The 19,774-nt window shown below is 44.2% G+C and carries 17 protein-coding genes; all 17 read left to right on the top strand.

The features are described 5' to 3' along the window. Positions 1-13 precede the first annotated feature (13 nt). The 17 genes from NH399_RS17780 to NH399_RS17695 all read left to right on the top strand — a co-directional run bounded on the left by NH399_RS17780 (position 14) and on the right by NH399_RS17695 (position 19,774). Positions 14-895, top strand: coding sequence for a GNAT family N-acetyltransferase (locus tag NH399_RS17780; protein ID WP_253042490.1), 882 nt, complete (start codon positions 14-16; stop codon positions 893-895). Between the two features lie 563 nt (positions 896-1,458). Next, positions 1,459-2,910 (top strand): sigma 54-interacting transcriptional regulator, encoded by a 1,452-nt coding sequence (locus NH399_RS17775; RefSeq protein ID WP_253042488.1) that lies wholly within the window; start codon positions 1,459-1,461, stop codon positions 2,908-2,910. 286 nt (positions 2,911-3,196) lie between these two features. Then, complete coding sequence (locus NH399_RS17770) at positions 3,197-4,411, top strand: PAS domain-containing sensor histidine kinase (RefSeq protein ID WP_253042487.1); 1,215 nt, start codon at positions 3,197-3,199, stop codon at positions 4,409-4,411. Positions 4,412-4,431: 20 nt separating this feature from the next. Then, on the top strand, positions 4,432-5,766 hold the full coding sequence (locus NH399_RS17765) for a sigma-54 dependent transcriptional regulator (protein ID WP_253042485.1): 1,335 nt from the start codon (positions 4,432-4,434) through the stop codon (positions 5,764-5,766). 29 nt (positions 5,767-5,795) lie between these two features. Further along, positions 5,796-6,119 carry a flagellar hook-basal body complex protein FliE gene (gene fliE, locus NH399_RS17760; RefSeq protein WP_253042483.1) on the top strand — a complete coding sequence of 108 codons (324 nt, stop codon included), beginning with the start codon at positions 5,796-5,798 and terminating at the stop codon, positions 6,117-6,119. 13 nt (positions 6,120-6,132) lie between these two features. Next, the gene (fliF, locus tag NH399_RS17755; RefSeq protein WP_253042481.1) at positions 6,133-7,809 is read left to right on the top strand and encodes a flagellar basal-body MS-ring/collar protein FliF; all 1,677 of its coding nucleotides are present in this window, start codon (positions 6,133-6,135) and stop codon (positions 7,807-7,809) included. Then, entirely contained in the window at positions 7,802-8,833 is a 1,032-nt protein-coding gene (fliG, locus tag NH399_RS17750; protein ID WP_253042479.1) for a flagellar motor switch protein FliG, read from the top strand. The genes fliF and fliG overlap by 8 nt, the downstream gene beginning before the upstream one ends. Before the next feature lie 22 nt (positions 8,834-8,855). After that, positions 8,856-9,638: a flagellar assembly protein FliH gene (locus tag NH399_RS17745; protein ID WP_253042477.1), complete on the top strand. Its 783-nt coding sequence runs from the start codon at positions 8,856-8,858 to the stop codon at positions 9,636-9,638. After that, entirely contained in the window at positions 9,625-10,989 is a 1,365-nt protein-coding gene (gene fliI / locus NH399_RS17740; protein ID WP_253042475.1) for a flagellar protein export ATPase FliI, read from the top strand. Before NH399_RS17745 ends, fliI begins: the two co-directional genes overlap by 14 nt. Then, positions 10,986-11,432 (top strand): flagellar export protein FliJ, encoded by a 447-nt coding sequence (gene fliJ / locus NH399_RS17735; RefSeq protein WP_253042473.1) that lies wholly within the window; start codon positions 10,986-10,988, stop codon positions 11,430-11,432. The genes fliI and fliJ overlap by 4 nt, the downstream gene beginning before the upstream one ends. Positions 11,433-11,708: 276 nt before the next feature. Continuing rightward, a complete protein-coding gene (locus NH399_RS17730; RefSeq protein ID WP_253042471.1) occupies positions 11,709-12,011 on the top strand; it encodes an STAS domain-containing protein in 303 nt (100 codons plus the stop codon). Then, complete coding sequence (locus NH399_RS17725; RefSeq protein WP_253042469.1) at positions 12,008-12,370, top strand: response regulator; 363 nt, start codon at positions 12,008-12,010, stop codon at positions 12,368-12,370. Before NH399_RS17730 ends, NH399_RS17725 begins: the two co-directional genes overlap by 4 nt. 30 nt (positions 12,371-12,400) lie before the next feature. Next, entirely contained in the window at positions 12,401-14,557 is a 2,157-nt protein-coding gene (locus NH399_RS17720) for a chemotaxis protein CheA (RefSeq protein ID WP_253042467.1), read from the top strand. Next, positions 14,554-15,111: a chemotaxis protein CheW gene (locus tag NH399_RS17715; protein WP_253042465.1), complete on the top strand. Its 558-nt coding sequence runs from the start codon at positions 14,554-14,556 to the stop codon at positions 15,109-15,111. Before NH399_RS17720 ends, NH399_RS17715 begins: the two co-directional genes overlap by 4 nt. After that, complete coding sequence (locus NH399_RS17710; protein WP_253042463.1) at positions 15,108-15,578, top strand: chemotaxis protein CheW; 471 nt, start codon at positions 15,108-15,110, stop codon at positions 15,576-15,578. The genes NH399_RS17715 and NH399_RS17710 overlap by 4 nt, the downstream gene beginning before the upstream one ends. 53 nt (positions 15,579-15,631) lie before the next feature. Then, positions 15,632-18,949: a methyl-accepting chemotaxis protein gene (locus tag NH399_RS25760; RefSeq protein ID WP_305885099.1), complete on the top strand. Its 3,318-nt coding sequence runs from the start codon at positions 15,632-15,634 to the stop codon at positions 18,947-18,949. Continuing rightward, a complete protein-coding gene (locus NH399_RS17695; RefSeq protein WP_253042461.1) occupies positions 18,950-19,774 on the top strand; it encodes a protein-glutamate O-methyltransferase CheR in 825 nt (274 codons plus the stop codon).

The raw sequence follows: 19,774 nt of genomic DNA, 5'->3' as shown, positions 1-19,774 counted from the left end.
CGACGAGCATAAGATGTATCAAGGTCATCAATATGCACAAACTTTAGCGCACATTGGCCAGCCGGTGGCGCTGCCCAATGCCAGCACTTATGTAATTGAACGCGCTATTGATAGCTCCCATTTTGTAGACTGGAGCGCTCCTTATCCATTGCTCTGTTGCCGTAACTGGTCTGCTATGGTGGCCGATGTAAATGATGCTCCTGAAGATCTTGTCAGTTTTGTCGCAGTTGTGGACCCTCTTAAGCAACCTTCTGATAAAGAAGCCCAGCAAATTTTTAATCACAGCTTTATTCCTTTTAAACGTCACTACGTCATCGACTTTGAGCAGCCTATGGTTTTGGCGCGTCATCATCGCCGTAATGTTAGCAAAGCTCAGAAAAACATAACGGTCGAACTGCATGCTGTTGGTAGCGACCTGCCGGAAGCTGTATCTACCGCCTGGCTCGAGCTTTATCGCCAATTAAAGTTGCGACACTCTATCGTTGGTGTTGCGGACTTTTCTGATGGCGCATTGAAGCAACAGCTTCTTTTGTGTGATGTCTTTGTCGCCAGAGTACAAAAGCATATTGTTGGCATGCTGCTGTTTACTAAAATCGATGAACGTATTTATTATCATTTAGGGGCTCACGCAGATCAGGGCTACAAAGAAAACTCCTCTTACGCTTTATTTAGTGCGGCCATTGACTATTACCAAAAGCAAAGCATCCAATTTCTTGACCTGGGAGGAAGCAGTGGTGTGAAAGAAAATGCTAATGATGGACTGGGGCGTTTTAAAAAAGGCTGGTGCAATGCAGAACGAATAGCTTATTTAGGTGGGCGAATTCATAATCTCACTCACTATCACCAACTATCATCCTCACCATCGACAAGTTATTTTCCCGCTTATCGTGCTTAATTTTGTGCAGCCTTGTTATTGTTATGAAGATGTAGGATAAAACTAGAATGTTTTATTGAGTTTATTAATAAGTATTTATTCTTTTAAATGTTTTTCTTATAACCAAGTATGGACTATTGTTGATCTTCGATAAGTAAATGACCTTAGTGGTGTTTAAAAGTTGATCATCGCTGTGTGATATACCCAAAGTATTTCAAAGTGCAGGTAGGCGGCCAGCAAGCGAATCCCCTGAGCTTAGACAGACTAAGTGATTGGGGTGAGTGCGCGCAGCCAACACCACTGCACCTTGAAAGGCGACGGGTATATTTAGACACGACAAGGTTGTGGGTAATAAAGCCCAAAAAATACAATGTTTCAGTGAGTTAGTTTCTGCAATTTAAAGAGCGTCTTTTTATTGCCAAAAAATTGACAGAAAAACATTATCAGCCTATTTATTAGATGGGACGGTCAGTAAACTCTGATAAAGCGACGAGACAGCTAAAGGAGCTCTAAGCTGTAGATGTGCTACTGACATTTAACAATAAGAACAATACCTTTTTTTAGCATTGGAATCGGGGTGTTATGTGCTGTCAGAGCTAAAAATATTATTGATCGATGATGATCACGATCACCTTCATGATATTCAAGTGATTTTAGAATTCATTGGCGAGGAATGCCTCTCTGCTACCTCTGAGAACTGGCAGCAAGCCTGCCAACAACCCGAGCATCTGCTGGCGATAGCCATTGGTACTCACCAGCATTATTCTTCACTGTCTGAGCTGATCAGCGAGATTCAGGCGGTATCAAAAACTCTGCCTATACTGCTTACCGGTGATATCAGCTATTCCGGTGATCTGCCCAACGACCTTCAGACCCAGATTGTTGGACGAATTGAAAATCCACCTCGCTATAATTCGTTATTGGAAGTGTTGCATGCCTGCCAGGAGTGCCGTGGCAATCGGCATGTGATGGAAGATGGTCAAAAGCCGCTGGAACTGTTTCGTAGCATGATAGGTAGCAGTCAGGCGATTCAAGATGTGAGAAAATTGATCGAGCAGGTGGCGAACACCGAAGCGAATGTATTAATTCTTGGTGAGTCGGGTACCGGAAAAGAAGTCGCGGCTCGCAATATTCATTATCTTTCCGAACGTTCCGATAAACCTTTTGTTCCTGTTAATTGCGGGGCGATTCCTGGAGATTTGTTAGAAAGCGAACTCTTCGGTCACGAAAAGGGAGCTTTTACTGGCGCACTCAGTGCGCGGCAGGGGCGTTTTGAGCTGGCACAAGGCGGCACGCTGTTTTTGGACGAAATAGGCGATATGCCTCTGGCTATGCAGGTAAAGCTGCTGCGTGTGTTGCAAGAAAAATGTTTTGAGCGTGTGGGCAGCAACCGCACCATTGAGGCCGATGTTCGTATTATCGCTGCGACTCATCGCAATCTGGATAAAGAAGTGGCCGCAGGAAATTTCCGTGAAGATCTATTTTATCGACTTAATGTCTTCCCCATCGAGATGCCAGCGTTAAGAGAGCGACAAGACGATGTTCCATTGCTTATTAATGAGCTCATTACTCGTCTCGAGAAGCACGACCGAGGGTCGGTGCGTCTTAGTGCGGGTGCCATTGCTTCATTAATGCGACACGATTGGGCGGGTAATGTTCGAGAGCTGGCTAATCTGGTAGAGCGTTTATGTATTCTGTTTCCCTATGGGGTGGTGGATATTAACGACCTGCCAGAAAAATATCAGTATGGTGATGGTATTCAAGCTTATGAGTCGCCCGCTCTGGTTCAACATATTGAAGCCAACGAGTCTCAGCCTGATGAAACCGAAGAGGTGTCGGCAACGACTGTTGAGTCGTTTAATTTGCCCAAAGAGGGGCTGAATCTCAAAGAGTTTATGGCAAAACTAGAAGTGGATTACATACGACAAGCGCTGGACGAGAGTTCGGGTGTCGTTGCCAAAGCGGCACAGCGTTTAGGTATGCGCCGTACGACACTGGTTGAAAAAATGAAGAAGTATAAGGCCATGCTAAATTAAACAAAGACCTTTTGTGTTCTCCATCATTGATGGCTAAAAAGAAAATAACCCCAGCTTTAGATTAAGTTGTACGTATGTTTATTGTTTTAGTTCATTCTTATTAATCACTGAATACTCACTAAACTACCTTAATAAAACGTCGTAAATTTGACGATGCTTTTTACCTCCCTCTCTAACTTAATGAAAACAAAAAGAAATGCGATAGTGGCATAATGTTTGCGTTAATTCTTACCAGAGTCAGTATTTGCGATTTTTTTGACGGGTTCTGGTGAGGAGAGTCAAACCAATGTCAGCACAGTCTTCGATAATCAGTGAACATAATGAAGGTCTTCCTAAGATCGACAGCCAACGTTTGGATCTGGAGCAGATGCAGGATGCCTTCGCGCATTTTAATCGATTATCAGAATCTTTTGTGCATTCTTATCAGTCCCTGGAAGGACAGGTAGAAAACCTGGCTGATCGACTAGCCAGCGAAGTTCGCAACAAACAACTGCAGTTGCAAGAAAAAGAAAGGTTGGCGCAAAAGCTTTCCAGTCTATTGTCTATCTTACCCGCTGGTGTGGTGGTGCTTGATGAACAGGGATGTGTACAAGATTGCAATGCGGTGGCTGTGGATTTATTAGGCCGTCCATTATTGGGGGAAAAATGGATGAACATCATTCAGCGGGCCTTTTCGCCTCGCTCGGATGATGGGCATGAGATTTCATTAAAAGACGGACGCCGGGTTCGTATTGAAACTCGAGCATTGGATTATGAGCCTGGTCAGTTGGTTGTTATCACCGATCTAACAGAAACCCGCAAACTGCAAGACAAGCTCAATCAGGACAAGCGTTTATCCAGCATTGGAAAGATGATGGCCTCACTGGCTCATCAAATTCGCACGCCTTTGTCTTCGGCACTCTTATATGGCGCAAATTTAAGTCGTGAAGATTTAACCAACACAACTCGTCAAAAATTTGGCCAACGCTTATTAGGCTGTTTGCACCACCTGGAGCAGCATGTGAGTGACATGTTGCAGTTTGCTCGCAGTGGAGGTTTACAAAAATCTTGGTGTGATGTCGAAAAGTTTGTAGAAAGTATCATTCAACATGTCAAACAGATGAATGTTGATGTAGATGTCGAGCTAGATGTTACCAGTCACTATCGAATTTTTGTAAATGAAGAGTCCGTGAAAAGTGCGGTTATGAATTTAATCGATAATGCTTGTCAGGCAACCGAGGTTCTGGCCGAAAAAGCGAAGGTGGTTGTTCGATTTTCGGTAGCTAATGACTGGCTGACGATTCAAGTTGAAGATAATGGCATCGGTATTTCTGAATCCGTCAAAGCACAGATCTTTGAGCCTTTTTTTACGACCAAGTCCGGTGGCACTGGTTTGGGACTGCCCGTATTACAAGGGGTTGTTATCGCCCATGATGGCAAGGTCGATGTAGATTCAGAAGCCAATAAGGGCACTCGGTTTACTGTAACCTTGCCTTGCATTCAAGCGTTATCTGCCGAGTAAACGAGAGAGGTTGTTGTATTATGAATAAAGCAAAAGTGTTAGTCGTCGAAGATGACAACGGTTTACGTGAGGCGCTCTCGGATACTCTGGAAGTTTCTGGTTATGATGTTGTCTCTGCTGAATGTGTTGAGTCGGCTATCGCCTGCTGGGGGAAGTCAGAACCTGATATGGTGGTCAGCGATATCCATCTTGGAGAAAAAAACGGACGTGACTTATTAAAATATGTGCGCAATAAAAATCAACGTACGCCTTTTATTTTAATGACGGCGTACGGCACTATTGATACAGCGGTTGCAGCCATGCAAGAAGGTGCCAATGAGTTTTTGCAAAAGCCTTTTGAACCCACTTCATTATTAAAAGTCATCGAGCAATATCAGTCTCATCAAGACACCGCTTGCGATCAGCCTGTTATTTGTGATGAGCAAAGTCAGTCTCTTTATGGGTTGGCAGAAAAAATTGCTCAAACCGATTCAACCGTTCTATTAAATGGACCCAGTGGAGCGGGTAAAGAAGTGATGGCGCGCTACATTCATCAACAGTCACAGCGCAGTGAACATCCTTTTATTGCTATCAACTGTGCGGCTATCCCTGAAAATATGCTTGAAGCCACTTTGTTTGGTTACGAGAAAGGTGCTTATACTGGAGCTCATCAAAGCTGCCCAGGAAAGTTTGAGCAAGCACAAAACGGCACTTTATTGTTAGACGAAATTTCAGAAATGGATCTGGCCCTCCAGGCAAAACTGTTACGAGTTATTCAGGAGCGCGAAGTTGAACGTCTGGGTGCTAGAAAGTCGATAGAACTGGATGTGCGTATTATTGCTACCACCAATCGTGACCTGATGCAGGAAGTACAACAAAAGCGTTTTCGTGAAGATCTTTATTACCGACTCAACGTTTTTCCTTTACGTTGTTTGGGGCTTGCTGAGCGTTCCGGTGACATTATTCCCATTGCCGAAATGCTATTAAATAAATATGCCAAACAGAACGGACGCAAGATGCCTGAGTTGTCAGTTGCTGCACGTTCTAAACTGATTTCTTATAGCTGGCCTGGCAATGTTCGCGAGCTGGATAATGTGATGCAGCGGTGTTTGATTTTATGTAACGATGACACTTTGTTACCCGAACACTTAATGTTTGAAACAACCCATCAAACCAGTGTTGAAAAAGAAGAATCTGAATCTGCACAAGCATCTTTAGGTGATGGTGTACGTCATCACGAGTATCAATTAATTATTGATGCACTAAAACGTACGGGCAGAAAAAAAGACGTAGCCGATGAGCTTGGCATCAGCCCCAGAACATTGCGTTACAAGTTAGCACGCATGAGAGAAATGGGTTACGACATACCCGCATAGAGTTATGACAATCGATTGAGGTCATTATTATGAATCAAATTACTCCCGAACAAATTCTAGCCCACATGCGTCGTTTGTCTGATGTGGCACAGCAAAGTCCAGCGCAACCGACTGGCAAAGTTGAGTCTGGTGGCGATTTTACTCAGGCGTTGTCAAAAGCCATTAATCAGGTTAATGAACTGCAGAAAGAATCCAGTCAGGCAGCGCGCCAAATAGAAGCCGGAGACGGTGGTGTCAGTCTGGTAAAAGCCATGATTGCGTCGCAAAAATCAGGTGTCGCTTTTGACGCCGTTGTTCAAGTAAGAAATCGTGTGGTGTCTGCCTATCAAGACATCATGAACATGCCAATATAAGTGAGGATAGACGGTGGCAGAAGCAACAGCGTCAACAGACCTGGCCAGTGTAGACGATAGCGGAGAAGACTCTAAAACGCCGCGAACCTTATTACCTGGCATGACTAATCTCAGCTTGTTTAAACAGCTGGGATTAATGATTGGTATTGCCGCCAGTGTTGCGTTAGGTGTTTTCATAGTGTTGTGGGGAACGGAAGAAGAAATGACACCCCTGGCCTTGACGGATGCGGCAACCACCGTAGAAATCGTCAACATGTTGAAGGCGCAAAATATTCCTCACCGTTTGGATGAAAGAGGCATTATTTCAATTCGTAGTGAAGACTTTCAAAAGGTGCAACTCGAAATTTCGATGCAGGGACTCGAAATTAATCCTGATCGTAGTGACTCTTTACTCAACAAAGAATCCGGCTTTGGCGTTTCGCAACGTTTAGAAACCGCACGTTTACAACGCAGTGCCGAACTAAAATTAGCGCGCACAATTGAAGAGTTTCGTGGTGTGCGTTCTGCAAAAGTTCATCTAGCCATCCCCAAAGAGTCCGCTTTTCTTAAAAACAAACGCAAGCCCAGTGCGTCTGTCTTACTTAATCTATTTAGCCGTCGTACATTAGAAGATGAGCAAATTCGGGCAATCGTTGATCTGGTCACCGGCAGTGTCGCTAATCTGGAGCCTGAGAAAGTAACCATTACCGATCAGTTCGGACGTTTGTTACATTCTGGCAGTCGCAGCAAAGAAGAGCGTGAAACAACACGCGAACTTAAAATGCAACGTGAACGCCAACAGGAATTACAAGAGAAAATCGACCAGATACTGTTGCCTATTTTGGGAGAAGGTAACTATACGGTGCAGGTTAATGTGGATATGGACTTCTCTAAAACCGAGCAAACACAGCAGTTGTTTAATCCAGAAGTTCCAGCGGTACGCAGCGAACGCACCTTAGAAGATACCAGCAACGCCGGACGAGCAACGGGCATACCCGGTGCTTTATCGAATCAGCCTCCTGCGGCCTCAACGATCCCTGAAACCTTAACCAGTGATAACACTAATTCAACAGAAGGTAATGGTAGCCAAAATCGTCGTCTGGAATCAGAGCGCAACTATGATCTCGACACTACCATCAGTCACACTCGCAACCAGATAGGCGTGGTACGAAAAGTGTCTGTTTCGGTAGGTGTTGATTTTGTCGATAGCCCGACAGACCCCACTCAACGCATTCCTCGCGAACAGGCCATTATTAATAACATCACCCGTCTGATACAGGGGGTTATTGGCTATAATGTAGGAAGAGGTGATCGGGTCGAAGTTGAGAGTTTTCCTTTCGTGCGTCCTGAGCCGATAGAAGTAGCGCCGCTGCAATTTTACGAACAACCCTTGTTTCAGGCGTTGTGGAAGCCTATTACTGCTTTACTGTTAGGTTTATTGCTCATCTTTGGTGTTTTAAAGCCCGTCATGCGTAACTTGACGACAGCACCCGAGGTGATTCCAACAGCAGAGCCAGAAGAGAGTCTGGACGATATTGATGTGATGGCCGATGAACAATTGTCGTTGACCGGTGGCGGTGAAGAAAGCCTGCAATTGCCAGGCCCCAGTTTGGAAGGTTCACGCAAAATTGAGCAGGCGAAAGCCGTAGTGGCTCAAGATCCGACCATGGTTGCACAGCTGATAAAAAGTTGGGTAGACGAAGATGAGTGATGACGAAAATAAACCTGCTGACGGAGAGAGAAAGAGCTTTTCGGGCACCGACAAAGCGGCCATCTTACTGCTGTCGATGGGAGAAGAAAACGCCGCCGAAGTGCTCAAGCACATGGGGCCGAAAGAAGTTCAACGCATTGGCTTGTCGATGGCATCATTAAATAATGTCGAAAAAGACGACGTAGAAGATGTGTTAGATATCTTTTTGCAGCAAGTGGAAGGTCAAACGGGCATCGGGATTGGTACCGAAGAATATATTCGTCGTACCTTAAAATCAGCACTCGGCGACGATAAGGCCGATGCATTGATTGACCGTATTTTATTGGGCGCTAACACCAAAGGGCTGGATACCTTAAAGTGGATGGACCCTCGTGCTGTGGCCGACATTATTCGTTATGAACATCCGCAAATCCAATCCATTGTATTGTCCTATTTAGACCCTGATCAGTCGGCCGAAATTCTGGGACAGTTTGCTGATAATGTTCGGGTTGATCTGGCGCTCAGAATCTCGGCACTAGAAAGTATTCAGCCCGCTGCATTACAAGAACTGAATACCATTATGGAAAAACAATTCTCTGGTAGTACAACGTCTAAAGCTGCTCAGATTGGTGGTGTACGTAAGATTGCAGACATAATGAACTTCCTGGATACCAGCGTCGAAAGCCAGCTAATGGAAAACATTAAAGAAGTTGATGAAGATCTCGGACAGCAAATTCAAGACTTGATGTTTGTATTCGATAACTTATCTGATGTTGATGATCGCGGCATTCAAGCGCTGCTCAGAGAAATATCGACCGATACTTTACTCATGGCATTGAAAGGGGCTGATGAAGGTATTAAAGATAAAATTCTGGCCAATATGTCTAAACGAGCAGCAGAGCTATTGCGTGACGATCTTGATGCGATGGGCCCTGTTAAAGTCAGTGAAGTTGAAACCGCACAAAAAGAAATTCTTACTGTTGCCCGACGTATGGCGGATGCCGGTGAGATTGTTCTGGGTGGTGTCGGCGAAGAAATGATTTAGTGACGGTATAAGGTTGTAAGTAATGGCAGAGCAATTCGATATTGATGCTTTAATGGCTGAGCAAGAAGCCTCTGGTCAAGCGACAGAGGGTTCTGCAAGTCCTGCCAAAACAAAGAACAAAAAAAATGAATCGGTTGTTATAAAAGGCGAGACTGCCGCCAATTTAACTCGGATGAGTTTTAATCAGCTGGGGCAAGAAAAAGAAGCTGAAATAGAAGTTGAACCTATCGTTGAAGAATTAATCGATGCTCCACCAACAGCAGAAGAGATTGAACAGATCCGTCAAGCAGCCTATGACGAAGGTTTAGAAAAAGGGAAAGAAGACGGACTGCAACAAGGTTTGCAAGCGGCCGAAGCCGAAGTGGCTCAATGGAAACAGCGTTTCGAGCAATTAATGACTCACCTTCAGGATCCTTTGATAGAACAACAAGAGGCCGTAGAAGAAGCCTTAAAAGATCTCACCTGCGCCATAACCCATCAGCTTATTCGTCGAGAGATACAACAAGCCCCAGAACAAATTGTTGCCGTCATTCGCGAAGCTCTGTCGATGTTACCTGAGCGCTCGCAAGATATTCGCGTTCATCTGCATCCAGACGATGTGCAACTGGTTAACAAATTATTTCATCTGGATGGAGGAGGCGAACATCACTGGAAAGTGTTGGACGATCCCACCGTCACTCGAGGAGGTTGCCAGGTCAAAACAACAGCCTCCAGTATTGATGCAACCATAGAGAAACGCATCGCCGATATTTTTGGTCATATTTTTGGCGAACAACGCCAGCGTGAAGACGATGCATCAAACTGATTTTGCTCAATCGCTCAAACACTATCAACAGAAGTTGAGTTCTGCGCCTGATCCTGTGGTGGACGGAAAGTTAACGCGCATGGTAGGGATGACAATGGAAGCCATCGGGTGCCAGGTTAATATCGGTGAACGTTGCATTATTACCTCGCGCAATGGTCATCAGGCGACGGCAGAAGTGGTTGGATTCGCTCACGATAAAATTTACTTGATGTCTACCAGCGAAGTTGAAGGTTTTGGCCCGGGGGCCAAGGTAACGCCTTTAGGCGCATCGGCCAATATTAAAGTGGGTAATGGCTTGCTGGGACGAGTACTGGATGGTTTGGGACAACCTATTGATGGACTTGGCCCACTAGAGGCTGACGAAAGCTATCCGTTGCAAGGACAACCGATTAATCCTCTGTTACGTCATCCCATTGATTCGCCATTGGACGTGGGCGTTGCGGCCATTGACTCATTATTGACGGTTGGTCGAGGTCAGCGCATGGGATTACTGGCCGGAAGCGGCGTGGGTAAGTCGGTCTTGCTGGGTATGATGACCCGCTTTACCGAAGCCGATGTGATCGTAGTGGGACTCATCGGAGAGCGAGGACGAGAGGTAAAAGAATTTATCGAAAACATTCTTGGCATTGAAGGGCGCGAGCGTTCGGTGGTTGTTGCTGTACCCGCAGATAATCCTCCTTTGATGCGATTACAAGGAGCACAGGTGGCCACGGCGATTGCCGAGTCGTTTCGCGATAAAGGACAAAACGTTTTATTGCTGATGGATTCGTTAACGCGATTCTGTCAGGCACAACGAGAAATCGCTTTGGCGGTCGGAGAGCCTCCCGCTACTAAAGGCTATCCACCCTCGGTATTTGCCAAGTTGCCCCAGTTGGTCGAAAGAGCGGGCAACGCCGAAAAAGAAGGTGGGTCTATCACGGCCTTTTACACCGTGCTGGCAGAAGGCGACGATCAGCAAGATCCTATTGTTGATGCTGCTCGCGCGATTCTGGACGGACATGTTGTGTTATCACGTAGTCTCGCTGATGAGGGGCATTATCCCGCTATCGATATTGAGCAGTCGGTGAGTCGTGCTATCACGCAGATCACCCATAAAGAACAGCAGCTCATGATCCGACAGTTCAAACGCATTTATTCCACCTATCAGCGCAATCGAGATTTGATCAGCATTGGTGCTTATGAGCAAGGCAGTGATCAAGACATTGATGAAGCGATTCAGCTGATGCCCGCTATTCGTGAATTTTTGCAGCAAGACATTGATGAAAAAGCCGAACGCCAGAACAATTTGTTGAAACTGACCGAGCTCCTTCAGTCAACCACCGCCGCGTTACCTGGAGTGATTAACTCATGAAACCAAGATCGCAACGCATTGAGCCGGTAAAGCGCCTGGCCAAGCAAAAAGAGCAGGGCGCTGCTGATGCCCTGGGCAAAGCGAATCAATCTTGCCAAAATGCTGAGCATCGTCTCAGTGAGTTAGTGCGTTATCGTGCCGATTATCTGGCAGAGTTTCATTTTCGTGCAGGTAAAGGAATGTCCGGTGCGCAACTGCAGCATTATAAGCATTTTTTAGGGCAACTCGATAATGCGATAGAACAACAAAAACATCAGCTTAATAAGTTGCAAAAAGAGATGGCAGAAAAAAGAAAGCTCTGGCAAAAACAAAACAGCCGTGCCGAAGCCGTCAATCGTTACCAACAAAAGGTTCGCACAGCAGAGATAAAAGAATCAGACATTAAAGAATCTCGAGCCGCCGAAGATACGTTTAACAGTTCTAGTCGGCATAATAAGTCCTAGGTGTTACCTTCTTTGAATACGACAAAAACAGTCTCCAAAGAGTGACAAACGCTCGTCACATCTTCATCTATTTATTATCCGTTGAGAGCTATTTGCGGAAGGCATTTTGAGTGTTAATCTCCAAATGAGTTATCGAACTCAGGCTCTCAATAATTACCACTAATGATATGAATTTAAAAAATATTTTTTAGTCCAAAAGGGCGCAAAGTTTAAATTATCTGCTATATAAATTACTACGAAAATAAATTAAGTCTTTATATTCAAGTCGAGATTCTCATGGGGAACAAAGTATCTGTTAGTTGTGGCTCTCATCTGGATATCCAACATGCCAATGCTCTTAAAGAGCGATTGGTGAAAGCGCTGGAAAAAAATCCTGAAAGTTTTGTCATCAATGGTGGCAAGGTTGAACGTACCGATTCAGCAGGAGTCCAGCTGCTGTTCTCTTTTATCCGAGAAGCTAGACAAAAAGATATCGATATTTCCTGGCAAAAGCCCTCGGAAGAGTTACTCAGAGGTGTTCAGATTTTGGGTATGTTAGAAAGTTTAGAATTACAGTCTTTTTATGGAGAGCTCAGATGACAAAAATATTGGCCGTTGATGATTCAAGCTCTATGCGCCAAATGGTTGCTTTTACATTGAAAAGTGCAAGTTATGATGTGGATGAAGCTGCTGATGGTAAACAGGCACTGGGGCTTGCACAGGCGAATAAGTACGATGTGGTTATTTCGGATGTCAATATGCCAGTGATGGATGGTATTGAGCTGGTTACCCAACTACGCCAATTACCCGCCTACAAATTTACTCCTATCTTGATGCTGACAACCGAGTCGACTGCCGATAAGAAAATGGCAGGAAAAAAAGCCGGAGCAACTGGTTGGATAGTAAAGCCTTTTAACCCAGAGCAATTAATTTCTACTGTCCAAAAAGTCTTGCGTTGATCGGTTGTTAGTACCAGTGGGAACTCATCTATGAGCATTGATTTAAGTCAGTTCCATCAGGTTTTTTTTGAAGAAAGCTTCGAAGGACTTGAAATCATGGAGCAAGGTTTGCTGGGTTTATCACCTGGCGAAACGGATAACGAAACAATCAACTCTATCTTTCGAGCCGCACATTCGATTAAAGGCGGTAGTGCAACCTTTAAGTTTGAAGAAGTTTCCAGCTTTACGCACATCCTGGAAACTTTGCTGGATGAAATGCGCAATGGAGAGCGAGAGGTTACCGTCGAAGCGGTTGATCTATTGCTGCAATCCGTTGACGTATTAAAAGACATGCTGCAGTTACTGCAGGCCCACGAGCCTGTGCCTGAGTCTCTTTATAAAGAAATTTCAGATGCACTTGAAGCGATGGTGAGTGAAGAAGGTGCTGGCGAAGGCAATGGAGAAAGTGCTGCTGTAGCAGAAAGCTCCGCTAGCAGTAATGTTGTTGAGGCTACTGATGATGAGAGCATGAGCTGGCTGATTCAGTTTGCTCCTGAGTCACATATCTTAAGAACGGGTAATGAACCCAGTCGAATGTTCAAAGAGCTATCATTGCTTGGCGAAATTACCGTTGTTTGTCATCACCAAAAACTCCCTTCTCTAGAAGAGATTGAAGAAGAACTTTGCTACCTAAGCTGGAGCATTATTTTAAATGCCGACGTTGACCTGTTGCAAATTGAAGAAGTGTTTGAGTGGGTAAAAGACGAGAGCGAACTTGGTTACGAGCACCTACCATTGTCGGCTGCTGAGGAGCGACTTGGCACCAAGGCTTCTGTGGCGGTGGATGAAGTTGCACCTGCGGCTGCGGTAGAAGCTACGGCTCCAGGTTCACCTGCTGCAACTCCAGAAGCAGCTCCTGCTGCTGATAATCGTCAACTTCAGGTAGCACCCAAAAAAGAAGTCAAAGATACCGCAGCTGCAGATAAAAAACCTGCGAAAGTGGCGTCGACGGGCTCCAGTTCCATTCGAGTGGGTATCGATAAAGTAGACAGTCTAATTAATCTGGTGGGTGAGCTTGTTATTACCCAGTCTATGTTAGGTCAGATGGGAGATGATTTTAATCTGGAAAAACTGGAACGCCTTAAAGAAGGATTGATTCAGTTAGAACAAAACACTCGTGAGCTACAAGAAAGCGTTATGCGTATTCGTATGTTACCGATCAGTTTTGTTTTTAATCGATTTCCAAGAATGGTCAGAGATTTAGCTAAAAAACTGGATAAAGAAGTTGAACTTGAACTGATTGGAGAAGGTACCGAACTTGACAAAACCGTGATGGAGCAGATTGGCGATCCGATGGTGCACCTAGTGCGCAACTCCATGGATCACGGCATTGAGTCTCCTGATAAACGAGAACAGGCAGGCAAGCCCAGAGTCGGGAAGGTCATACTTAATGCTTATCATCAAGGGGGCAATATCGTTATAGAGATTACTGATGATGGTGCCGGTATCAATGCTGAAAAAGTAAAAGAAAAAGCCATTGAACGGGGTGTTATTGATGAGAAAAGTGAGCTTACCGTCGAGCAAATTAATAATTTAATTTTTGAGCCAGGGTTTTCTACCGCTGACACTATTTCTGACGTTTCTGGTCGTGGTGTTGGTATGGATGTGGTTAAACGTAATATTAATTCTCTTGGTGGCAGTGTTGAAGTTTCCTCAACACCGGGTCACGGCAGTACCTTTAGTATACGGTTACCACTAACCCTAGCCATACTGGATGGTCAGGTCATCCGTGTTGGCGATCAGATTTTCATCGTGCCTTTGATTTCTATTGTTGAGTCCTTACAGTTAAAGAATCAAGAAATTACCAAGATTGTAGGTAATACCGAAGTCTATCGACTGCGTGAAGATCATGTTCCCATCGTAAAAATTTGTGAAGAATTTTGCATCGATGCTGAGTTTAAATCTTATGATGATGCAACGGTGGTTGTTGTAGAAGCAGAGGGCGTCAAAGTTGGCTTGATGGTCGATGAGTTGCTGGCTCAACAACAAGTGGTTATCAAAAGCCTTGATACCAACTTTATTTCAATCGATGGTATTTCTGGCGCTACGATACTCGGAGATGGTCGAGTCGCTTTGATTCTTGATATCGGGGGGATGATTAAGCGTGTCAACCTTACCAAGAAAAGCAAAAAGGCCTACGCAGCATGAATGATGTAGCAAGTGATACCATTCCTTATATTGGTGAGGACGACACTTACCACGATATTAATGAAACCATCGGTAAGCAGTTTCTCACCGTTTCACTACAGGGTGAAACCTATTGCATTGATATTTTGTCTGTCAACGAGATTCGTGGCTGGCAAACACCTACCATGTTACCTAATGCTCCAGAATATGTGAAAGGTGTCATTAATATACGTGGCAACATTGTCCCTATTATTGATCTTCGTCAGCGCTTTAATATGGAGTTTCAAGAGTACAACGAGACAACCGTCGTTATTGTTCTGAGTGTGGAAGAAGCGGGCATTAGCCGAGTGATGGGTGTGGTGGTTGATGCCGTATCCGATGTATTAAATATCGACGAAAGTGAGATAAAAGATGCACCTGATATGAGCGGCAGTATTGATGCCAGCTTTGTGATGGGGTTGTGTAATGTTGATGATGGTGTCGTTGTTATTTTGGATGTAGAAGGACTGTTGGCTTTATCGGATATCAGAAAACATTATGGAGCTGAAGAGCGCTCCGAGGAGTCCGTCTCATGATTCAGTCAACCAGTAATAAACAACAGTATTTATCGTTTTTTATTGGTGAAGAAGAATACTGCATCAACATTCTTGCGGTTCAGGAAATTCGAGGGTGGGAAAGAGCCAAACCATTGCCGGACGCTCCAAACTATGTGAAGGGCGTTGTTAATCTTCGTGGTGTAGTGATTCCTATTATGGATATGCGCATTCGCTTTGGTGTCACCGAAGTTGAGTATTTAAAAACGACGGTTGTCATCGTTATTAAAGTGGATGATGGCGGAAGTGAAAAAGTGATTGGTGTTGTAGTTGATGCCGTGTCAGAGGTTTATGACCTGGATGAGAGCAGTATTCAACCTTGCGGAAGTATTGCTGGGACCATTGAGTCCAAGTATTTAAAAGGGGTTGCAACGGTATCTGATAAATTAGTGACAGTTGTTGATATTAATAAGGCGTTTGATTTCGACGAGCTGTCATCGTTAACTTAATGGTAATTGAGACTATCTAACTAAATGCTATCGTAGTATGGCTGGAGGCGGAGATGCTGAGTTGGTTAAAAAATATTAAAATGTCCTATAAGTTAGGTGCAGTGTTTGTGCTTCTGCTGATACCTTTATTCTTTGTTATTGTCTTGCTGGTGGGTTCTTTGAATAAATCCATTCATGACAGTGAGGATGAGCTTGAGGGCGTTAAAGTTGCTCAAGCTATTTATAATGTCATCAAGACAACGGCAGAGCATCGTGGTGCTCAGGCGGGGTTTGCTAATGGCAATCAGAATCTTCGATCAGCCTTGGACAATACAGCAGACAAAACATCAAAGAACTTTTCTAATTTGTTAAGAGCTCTCAATGAAAGCCCTGCGCTTGGCCAACAAAAGTCAGGTGGAAAATCAGATATTTATAATAACGTCGAGAAGTTGAAATCAACTTGGGGAAAACTTGATTCCGACAGCGCCCGAATTTCAGCCAACGAAGGTATTCAAAGACATAACTTATTAATTGAACAGCTATTAGAAACTGCCTCCAATGTGGCTGGAAAATCAAAGCTATCCTTTGACCCCGATGGTGATGCAAAGTACATGGCTCTTTTGATCACCAAGACTTTTCCTAAGTTAGGCAATGCGATAGGAAAGATAAGAGCGAACGGTACCGCCGCTCTTGCGACGGGAACCTTGAGTAAAGATAGAGAAATTACATTGGTGACTTTAAAAGCCAATGCTAAAGATTTGAAAAAAACATTTGAGTATAACGAGAGTAAAATTTTTGACTACAGCGATAAACAGGGAGAAGGCTTGCGTAGTCGGCTAAGCGGAGATTTTGACAAGGTCAAATCGGCGATTGATGAGGCCATTGGCTTGGTCGAAGATAATATCATTTTTGTAGATACTTTAAGTTATGACTCAAAAGAGTTTTTTGATAGAACAACTCAGTCAATTAATATCATTTATAAAGATCTAGATGTGTTGACACAAGCACTAATGGATGTGCTTAATGATCGAGTTTCAGAGCTAGAAGCCGAACGTAATGCAGAAATTGTCTCCGTTTCCATTGCGACGATATTGGCAATATTTCTAGGTGCCTTTATCGTTCGTAATACTGTGACCACGCTAGGCAATGCAGGAGCTCTATGTAAAAACATATCCGAAGGTAAGTTAGATAATCATATCGACTCAGAGGGTAAAGATGAGTTTGCGGACCTATTTCGAGCTTTCGAAAATATGCAGGATGTTTTATTGGAAAGGATGACCGAAGTGGGTCGTCTGGCTTCCGCCGTTGAGTTTGCTCAAGTCTCACTGATGATGGCAGACAATGACCTGAACATCGTTTCACTAAACCCTGCGGTAAGAGACTTGTTAAAAGTTCGAGAAAACCAATTGCGAGGTGTCTTCCCGGGCTTTAGTGTTGACGATTTAGTTGGAAAGAATATCGATATTTTCCACAAAAATCCGGCGCACCAAAGAGCAATATTAGAAGATGAGAGTCGTTTACCCTATAAATCTGAAATTAATGTCGGTGATATTCGCTTTAGGTTAACTGCCTTTGCGCTAAAAGACGAAGACGGTAATAGGCTGGGTACCTGTGTCCAGTGGGAAGATTTAATGTCTGATCCTGATTTTGCCAACTTCTCTGGCCAGATTGACGCCATTGGTAAGTCTTATGCCGTTATTGAGTTTGAAATGGATGGCACTATTATTGAAGCCAATGAAAACTTCCTTAAAACTACTGGATATGATCTGGAAGAAATTCAAGGGAAGCATCACAGCATCTTTGCTCCAGAAGAACTTAAAAATTCTGCGGAATACTCACAGTTCTGGAAGCGGTTGAACCAAGGGGATTATGAGTCTGGTGAGTACAAACGCATTACAAAAAGCGGAAAAGAAATTTGGATTCAAGCTTCTTACAATCCTATTTTAGATATGTTTGGCAAGCCTTTTAAAGTGGTGAAGTACGCAACAGAAGTCACCGCAGAAAAAGTAAGAAATGCTGACTATTCTGGTCAAATCGAGGCAGTAGGTAAATCGACTGCTGTCATCGAGTTTGATATGAAAGGATACATTCAAGACGCTAACGAAAACTTCCTGGGGGCCATGGGCTACTCTCTTGCCGAGATCAAGGGGCAGCATCATAGTATGTTTGTTGAGCCGGAGATGCGCACCAGCCCTGAGTACACTCAATTCTGGGAAATGCTGGGTCGTGGAGAGTTCCAGGTGGGTGAATATAAGCGTATTGGCAAAGGCGGAAAAGAAATCTGGATTCAAGCGTCTTATAACCCAATACTGGATTTAAATGGAAATCCATTTAAGGTGGTTAAATTTGCTACCGATGTAACGGCCAGAAAACGTTCTATTTCGCTATTGAGAGAAGCTCTATTGTCGCTATCGACGGGTGATGTTGATAAAACCATTAGCGAAGAAGTCGATCCAGATTTCGAAGATTTAAAAGTTGCAATGAACTCTTCGATGGAGCAGCTCAAGTCGATGGTGATGGAAATCATCGAGTCAGCCAGTCATGTTTCTAGTTCTGCCAAAGAAATTGCTCAAGGAAACTCTGATTTAAGCCAGCGTACAGAAGAACAAGCTTCCAGCCTTGAAGAAACGGCCTCCAGTATGGATGAGTTTACCAGTACTGTAAAAGAAAACGCAGATAATGCAAAGTCAGCGAATGAAGTTTCTGATCAAGCCAAAGATTTGGCGCAGAAAGGTGGAGAGGTTGTTGGTGATGCGGTCACGGCCATGAGCGAAATCGAAGCGTCATCGAAGAAAATTTCTGACATCATTGGGGTTATTGATGAAATTGCCTTCCAGACCAATCTATTGGCCTTAAATGCTTCGGTGGAAGCCGCAAGAGCGGGTGAACAAGGTCGAGGTTTTGCCGTGGTTGCCTCTGAAGTACGTAATCTGGCCCAGCGCAGTGCTGATGCTGCAAAAGAAATCAAAGAGCTTATTCAGGACAGTGTCGGCAAAGTATCTGATGGTACTCGTTTGGTAGGTGAGTCCGGTGAGATGCTGACCAGTATTGTGAAATCCGTGAACGAAGTCTCTGGCATTGTCAAAGACATTGATAACGCCAGTCAGGAGCAGGCATCCGGTATTCAGCAGGTTAACGAAGCCGTTAACCAGATGGATGAAATGACACAACAAAACGCAGCTTTGGTTGAGCAAGCGGCAGCATCCGCCGAATCTTTGGATGAGCAAGCGGGTAATTTACTTGAGCTAATGCGCTTCTTTAATACGGGAGGCGAAGGTACTTCTCGAGCCAGTGTTCGAAGCCCTGTGAGAGGCGGTAAGCTTGTTGGCTCTAACCAGCCATCTTCGGGCGCCATGATGGCTGATGACGACGACGAATGGGAAGAGTTTTAATTGGCCGTAGCAAAAGAGTTTATCTTTACTAAGACAGACTTTGACCAAGTAAGGAGTTTGATCTTCAATCAGGCGGGTATTAATCTGGCCGAACATAAATTCGATATGGTTTATGGGCGGCTTGCCCGTCGGTTAAGAGAGTTAAAACTCAGTACGGTTAAAGAGTACTTACAAAGTCTGGAGTCTGCAGAAGATGAGATGGTTAACTTTATCAATGCGATAACGACTAACCTGACCTATTTTTTTCGTGAAGAACATCACTTTGACTATTTAAAGAATACGGTGATTGATGAGTTGGTCGCAAAGCATAAGCATGATCAGCGTATTCGAGTTTGGTCTGCTGGGTGCAGCACTGGAGAAGAGCCCTATAGTATTTCAATGACTTTATCGTCTTTGATTGCGGGTCGCAAAAACTGGGATATTAAGATTTTAGCAACGGATCTTGATACCAACGTTTTGGATAAAGCTCGTACCGGTGTTTATGAGTGTGAGAAGGTAGATAAGTTGCCTTCTAGTGTGATCAGTATGGGGTTTAATCGAGGAAAGCAAGCGGATTTGTACCAAGTGAAAAGTAGAATACGCTCAGCGATTCATTTTAAACATCTTAACCTTATGAAGCCGTGGCCCATGAAGGGAGCGTTCGATGTGATATTTTGCCGCAATGTGCTGATTTACTTTAACAAGGAGACACAACAAAAGCTTATTCGTCGATTCTATGACAAGTTAACACCCGGCGGCTACTTGATGCTTGGTCACTCCGAGTCAATTGGAGAGATGGGAGCTAAGTTTGAGTCAAAAGGCAAAACAATTTTCTGTAAGGTGTAG

The sequence above is a fragment of the Pleionea sp. CnH1-48 genome (genome assembly GCF_024124665.1).
Classification (GTDB): Bacteria; Pseudomonadota; Gammaproteobacteria; order Enterobacterales; family Kangiellaceae; genus JAMXSB01.
The sequence above is the reverse complement of the archived record's forward strand: the minus strand, read 5'-3'. Positions and strand labels throughout refer to the sequence as shown.

Excerpts from the sequence above, each read along its gene's own strand:
- NH399_RS17780 (WP_253042490.1), top strand. The coding sequence starts at position 14 with ATGTATCAAGGTCATCAATATGCACAAACTTTAGCGCACATTGGCCAG.
- NH399_RS17770 (WP_253042487.1), top strand. The coding sequence starts at position 3,197 with ATGTCAGCACAGTCTTCGATAATCAGTGAACATAATGAAGGTCTTCCT.
- NH399_RS17765 (WP_253042485.1), top strand. The coding sequence starts at position 4,432 with ATGAATAAAGCAAAAGTGTTAGTCGTCGAAGATGACAACGGTTTACGT.
- fliE (WP_253042483.1), top strand. The coding sequence starts at position 5,796 with ATGAATCAAATTACTCCCGAACAAATTCTAGCCCACATGCGTCGTTTG.
- fliG (WP_253042479.1), top strand. The coding sequence starts at position 7,802 with ATGAGTGATGACGAAAATAAACCTGCTGACGGAGAGAGAAAGAGCTTT.
- NH399_RS17745 (WP_253042477.1), top strand. The coding sequence starts at position 8,856 with ATGGCAGAGCAATTCGATATTGATGCTTTAATGGCTGAGCAAGAAGCC.
- fliI (WP_253042475.1), top strand. The coding sequence starts at position 9,625 with ATGCATCAAACTGATTTTGCTCAATCGCTCAAACACTATCAACAGAAG.
- fliJ (WP_253042473.1), top strand. The coding sequence starts at position 10,986 with ATGAAACCAAGATCGCAACGCATTGAGCCGGTAAAGCGCCTGGCCAAG.
- NH399_RS17730 (WP_253042471.1), top strand. The coding sequence starts at position 11,709 with ATGGGGAACAAAGTATCTGTTAGTTGTGGCTCTCATCTGGATATCCAA.
- NH399_RS17725 (WP_253042469.1), top strand. The coding sequence starts at position 12,008 with ATGACAAAAATATTGGCCGTTGATGATTCAAGCTCTATGCGCCAAATG.
- NH399_RS17720 (WP_253042467.1), top strand. The coding sequence starts at position 12,401 with ATGAGCATTGATTTAAGTCAGTTCCATCAGGTTTTTTTTGAAGAAAGC.
- NH399_RS17715 (WP_253042465.1), top strand. The coding sequence starts at position 14,554 with ATGAATGATGTAGCAAGTGATACCATTCCTTATATTGGTGAGGACGAC.
- NH399_RS17710 (WP_253042463.1), top strand. The coding sequence starts at position 15,108 with ATGATTCAGTCAACCAGTAATAAACAACAGTATTTATCGTTTTTTATT.
- NH399_RS25760 (WP_305885099.1), top strand. The coding sequence starts at position 15,632 with ATGCTGAGTTGGTTAAAAAATATTAAAATGTCCTATAAGTTAGGTGCA.